This window comes from Streptomyces sp. NPDC001980, from assembly GCF_040296885.1.
Classification (GTDB): Bacteria; Actinomycetota; Actinomycetes; order Streptomycetales; family Streptomycetaceae; genus Streptomyces.
This window is the reverse complement of the sequence record NZ_JBEOYD010000035.1, coordinates 69,220-74,359: the sequence shown is the minus strand read 5'-3', so window position 1 is coordinate 74,359 and position 5,140 is coordinate 69,220. Positions and strand designations below refer to the sequence as shown.

At 72.7% G+C, this 5,140-nt stretch carries 2 protein-coding genes; both read left to right on the top strand.

Annotation, left to right across the window (positions count from 1 at the left end; genetic code table 11):
* Positions 1-123: 123 nt before the first annotated feature.
* Entirely contained in the window at positions 124-528 is a 405-nt protein-coding gene (locus tag ABT137_RS38295; RefSeq protein ID WP_351716037.1) for a YbaB/EbfC family nucleoid-associated protein, read from the top strand.
* A 28-nt stretch (positions 529-556) separates the two neighbouring features.
* Positions 557-4,570 carry a type VII secretion protein EccCa gene (gene eccCa, locus ABT137_RS38290; RefSeq protein WP_351716035.1) on the top strand — a complete coding sequence of 1,338 codons (4,014 nt, stop codon included), beginning with the start codon at positions 557-559 and terminating at the stop codon, positions 4,568-4,570.
* Positions 4,571-5,140: the final 570 nt, after the last annotated feature.

Genomic DNA, 5,140 nt, shown 5'->3' with positions numbered 1-5,140 from the left:
CGTCGAGGAATTGACACAGACCCGTTCGGACCTCGGATCCGTATCTCCCAGTGAAACCCCCGAGTGGGACCCCTGAGCGGACCCTCCGAGTGAACAACGGCCCCCGGAAAGGCAGATGCTCGCATGCCCGAGTATGAGCAGGTCGACTTCTCCGCGCTCGCGAACCGTGCCCGGCGGATGCAGGGCACGGTGGCCGAGGCGCAGCTGGACCTGCGGAACATCGAGGCCACGGGCCACAGCACGGACGGCATGGTCAGCGCGACCGTCTCGGCCGAGAGCCGGGTCGTGGACCTGCGGATCGACCCGTCGGTGATCGACCCCGACAACTCGGAGCGGCTGGTCCGGCTCGTCATCCAGGCCATCGACAGCGCGCACGACACCGTCACCGAGCAGCGCGCCGAGGTCATGTCGGGGATCACCGGCGGCCTGCAGGACATCCTGGCCGGGCTGAACGGTGAGAAGAACGAGAAGGAGAAGTCCCCCGTCGTACCGCGCTTCCCCGAGCGCCGCCCCCGGCGACGGCCCTGATCGCGAGCCCGACCGACGAGGAGAACTGATGTCCCGGGTCATCTTCCACCGGCCCGCCAGGGTCGTACCGCCCGCGCTGCCCACCGATCCGGTGGTGCTCTCCGCGCCGCCGCAGCCGGTCGGCAAGGACAGCAACGCCAGCTGGCTGATGCTGCTCATGCCGCTGCTCTCCAGCATCAGCATGGCCGCCTATCTGATGTCCGGCGGCCGGCGGATGCTGGTCCTGCTCGGCATCGCGTTCGTCGTGATGTCCATCGGCGTCACCGTCGGCGTGCGGATGCAGATGCGCGGACAGGCCCGCAAGCAGAAGCTGCGCGCCCGCGACCGCTACCTGGACCACCTGGTCGAGGTGCGGCGGACCGCCCGCCAGGTGGCGGAGAGCCAGCGCACCGTCGCCGCCTGGCAGTTCCCCTCGCCGCGCCGGCTGTGGGCGATCGCGGCCCAGCGCCGCAGGGTGTGGGAACGCCGGGTGACCGACGCCGACTTCCTCAAGGTGTCCGTGGGGACGGGCAACGCGCCGCTGTCGACGCCGATTCGGATGTCCACCCGCAACGACCCGACGGTGGAGTACGACCCACGCGCCAAGACGGCGGCGGACCGGCTGGTCGACTCGATGTCCGTGGTCGGCGACCAGCCCGCCGTGCTGGATCTGGCGAAGGCGGGTGTGGTCAGCGTGCTCGGGCCGCCCAAGGTGGCCCGCGCGGCGGTGCGCGCCCTGCTCTGCCAGATCGCCGTACTGCACGCCCCGGACGATGTCGGCATTGCCATCGCCACCGGCGGCGAGGACTGGAACTGGGCCAAGTGGCTGCCGCACACCCATGAACCCGACACCACCGGCGAGGCCGGCGTGGTACCGCTGGTCGCCGAGGACTTCGAAGGCATCGCCGACCATCTCCAGCAAGCCCTGGAGGCGGCCGCGCAGCAGCCGTCCCGGCGGCTGTCCCTGACCGACCGGGACGGTCCCGACACCCGGCGCCGCCTGGTCGTCGTCCTCGACCGCTACCTGCCGCGGGCGGCCTGGGCCCGCTCGCCGCTCGCCGCCGAACTCCTCGCCGCGGCCGGCCCGCAGAGCGCGCTCACCGTGATCTGCCTGGTGGAACAGGAGAACGACGAGCCCACCCGGGCCGACGTCCGGGTGCGCCTCGACGCACAGGGCGCCGTCACCGTGGAAGGCCGCCGCGCCGACGCCCGCTCCGCGGTCGAGTCGGCCGTCGCGGCCCGCGCGGAACTGCCGTTGTGCGAGGCCGTCGCCCGGGCGTTGGCCCCGCTCAGGCTGTCCGTGGAGGGCGAGGAGATCCTCGCCCAGACCATGTCACTGCCCAGCATGCTGGGCATCTCCGACCTGGAGAACTTCAGCCCCGAGTCGCTGTGGGTCGACGCGCAGGACGAGGAGGTGCTGCGCATGCCGATCGGGTTCGACAGCGGCGGCCAGCAACTCGTCCTGGACCTCAAGGAGTCCGCGCAGGGCGGCATGGGCCCGCACGGCCTGGTCGTCGGCGCCACCGGTTCCGGCAAGAGCGAGCTGCTGCGCACCCTGGTCACCGGCCTGACCATGACCCACTCGCCGGAACTGCTCAGCCTGGTCCTGGTCGACTTCAAGGGCGGCGCGACCTTCGCCGGCGTCACCGACCTCCCGCACGTGGCAGGCCTGATCACCAACCTGGTGGACGAGGTCGCCCTGGTCGACCGGGTCAAGGACGCCCTCGTCGGCGAACAGCAGCGGCGGCAGAAGATGCTCCGCGACGCCGGCAACATCGACAACGTCCGCGAGTACCAGCTGCGCCGGGCGGCAGGCGCCACCGGCCCCGACGGGCGCCCGCTGGAACCGCTGCCGTACCTGCTGGTCATCGTGGACGAGTTCGGCGAACTGCTCGCCAACCGGCCCGACTTCATCGAGCTGTTCGTCCAGATCGGCCGGGTCGGCCGCTCCCTGGGCATCCATCTGCTGCTCGCCACCCAGCGCCTGGAGGAGGGGCGGCTGCGTGGCCTGGAGGCCAACCTCTCCTACCGGATCTGCCTGCGCACCTTCTCCGCGGCCGAGTCCCGGGTCGTCATCGGCACCCCGGACGCCTACCGGCTGCCGCCGATCCCCGGCTCCGCCTACCTCAAGGTCGCCGAGACGGTCCTGGAACGCTTCCGCGTCGCCCATGTCTCCGGCACCCACCTGTCGGACGAACAGCGCGCCCTCGCCGCCGGACCGCCGCCCACCGACCCCGTGCACTACGCGCTGCGGCTGCCGCCCGACCCCGACGCGCAGCCGGAGGAGGAGCGCGAGCGGGTGCGGCCCATGCTGGAGGGTCCGAGCGAGATGCAGGTCATCGTCGAACGGCTCGGTACAGCCGGTCAGTTGGCCCACCAGGTGTGGCTGCCGCCGCTGCCGGCCGCGCTGGCCCTGGACGACCTCACCGGACCGGTCGTGGTCCGCCCGGAGCGGGGGATGACCGCCGACTGGTGGTCGCACAAGGGCGCCCTGCGCACCCCGGTCGGCGTCCTGGACGTACCGCTCCAGCAGCTCCAGCAGCCGCTGGTACCCGACTTCGCCAAGGCCGGTCACCTCGCGGTGGTCGGCGCCCCGCAGTCCGGCAAGAGCACCTTCCTGCGCACCCTGATGCTCTCCACGATGCTCACCCACACCCCCGCCGAGGCGCAGTTCCTCTGCCTGGACTACGGCGGCGGCTCGCTCCAGCCCTTCGAACGGGCCCCGCACGTCAGCGGGGTGGCCGGCCGGCACGACCCGGCCCGCGCCCGGCGCGCGCTGGCCGAGGTGCGCCAGCTGATCGCCGAGCGGGAGCGGCTCTTCCGCCACCTCGGCATCGACTCCGCCGACGAGTTCCGGCGGCTGCGCAACACCGACCGGCTGCCCAAGGGCATGCGGACGGCCGACGTCTTCCTGGTGATCGACAACTGGGGTGCGGTGCGCGGCGAGATGGAGGGCATCGACGCGATCCTCCTGGACATCGCCGGCCGCGGCCTCGGCGTCGCCGTCCATCTGGTGCTGACCGCGGGCCGCTGGGCGGACATCCGCACGGCGCTGCGCGACGCCATCTCGGCCCGGCTCGAACTGCGCCTCAACGACCCGGGCGACTCGGAGATCAACCGTCGTGCGGCCCGCGCCTTCGGGCTCTCCGCACCCGGCCGCGGCATGGCCCCGCCCGGAGTCCAGTTCCAGGTCGCCCTGCCCCGTCTCGACGGCAGGGACACCACCGACGGACTCGCGGACGCGCAGGAGGAGGCGATCGGCAAGCTCGCGGCCTCCTGGTCCGGTGACGTCGCCCCGCCGATCCGGATGCTGCCCGAGCGGCTCACCAGTGCCGACCTGGCCGGCCGGATCCGCGAGGACGACACCACCCCGGGCGTGCCGGTCGGCATCGCCGAGGCCGACCTCGCCCCGGTGCGGGTGGACCTCACCGACGCGGACCCGCACTTCCTGGTCTTCGGCGACGCGGGCTGCGGCAAGTCCACCTTCCTGCGCGGCTGGATGAAGGGCCTGGCGGCCCGGCGCTCCGCCTTCGAGGCGCGCTTCATCGTCGTCGACTACCGGCGGGCCCTGATGGGCGCGGTGGACGAGGAGTACATCGGCGCCTACATCGGCGACGCCAACGCCGCCCAGGTCTACGTCGAACAGGTCGTCGCCAAGCTCACCGAACGGCTGCCCCCGGCGAACGTGACCATGGAGCAGCTGCGCAAGCGCGACTGGTGGACGGGCCCGGAGTTCTACGTGGTGGTCGACGACTACGACTTGGTCGCCAATGGCCGTACGTCACCGCTCAATCCGCTGATGGACTTCCTGCCGCAGGCCCGTGAGATCGGCCTGCACCTGGTGGTGGCCCGCCGGGTCGCAGGCACCGCCCGCGGCTCGATGTCCGAGCAATTGCTCACGCGGGTGAAGGAGTTGGGTACCGCCGGCCTCGTCCTGTCCGGCGATCCGCGCGAGGGCGCGGTGCTCGGCAGCGAGCGCGCGGCCCAGCGCCCGCCCGGCCGCGGCGTCCTCGTCGGCCGGCAGACGCCGCCGACCCTGATCCAGGTCGCCCTGGACGGGTGAGGAGCGGCCCCGGTGAGACGGAGGGGAAGCGGGAAACGTTCATCTCCGCACAACCTCCGCCTCCCGGGTGATCGCTACGCTCCGCCGCATGGCAGTGCACGTGACGGCTCCGGCCGTCGAACGGCAGACCCAACTCGCCCTACAGGCCGCCCGGTTGGCGGATTCCGTCGCGAGACGCGGTCGGGCGGACCTGCTCGTCGAGGGCGCGGAGCCGGATCAGGGCAGGTCCGCACGGTCCGGCGCCGCGCAGCCCCCCGGATACCGGGGGCCGTGCTCCACCCCGGACCAGGAGGATCAGCGGTGGTCACTCCTGGCACGGACGCCGAGGGGCCGCTTCCCGCGGAGTGCGGGGATCGCTCGACTCGGCTCCGAAACCCTGCCGGACAGCGGGGCGCCGGTGGCGCAGGCGGTCGCCGGGCGGCCGGAGGTCTGCTCGGCCGTGGCACGTGGGTCGGCTCTGCCGGGGGCGGATCTCCCGGTCACGGACGATGCGACAGCGCCGGGGCGCCCGTACGCCCCCGTCGGTGTGGCGGACGGGGGCGTGGACGACGACGGCACACGGCTGTGCCT

Bases quoted from the DNA above. Each gene is read 5' to 3' on its own strand.
- ABT137_RS38295 (WP_351716037.1), top strand. From the start codon at position 124: ATGCCCGAGTATGAGCAGGTCGACTTCTCCGCGCTCGCGAACCGTGCC.
- eccCa (WP_351716035.1), top strand. From the start codon at position 557: ATGTCCCGGGTCATCTTCCACCGGCCCGCCAGGGTCGTACCGCCCGCG.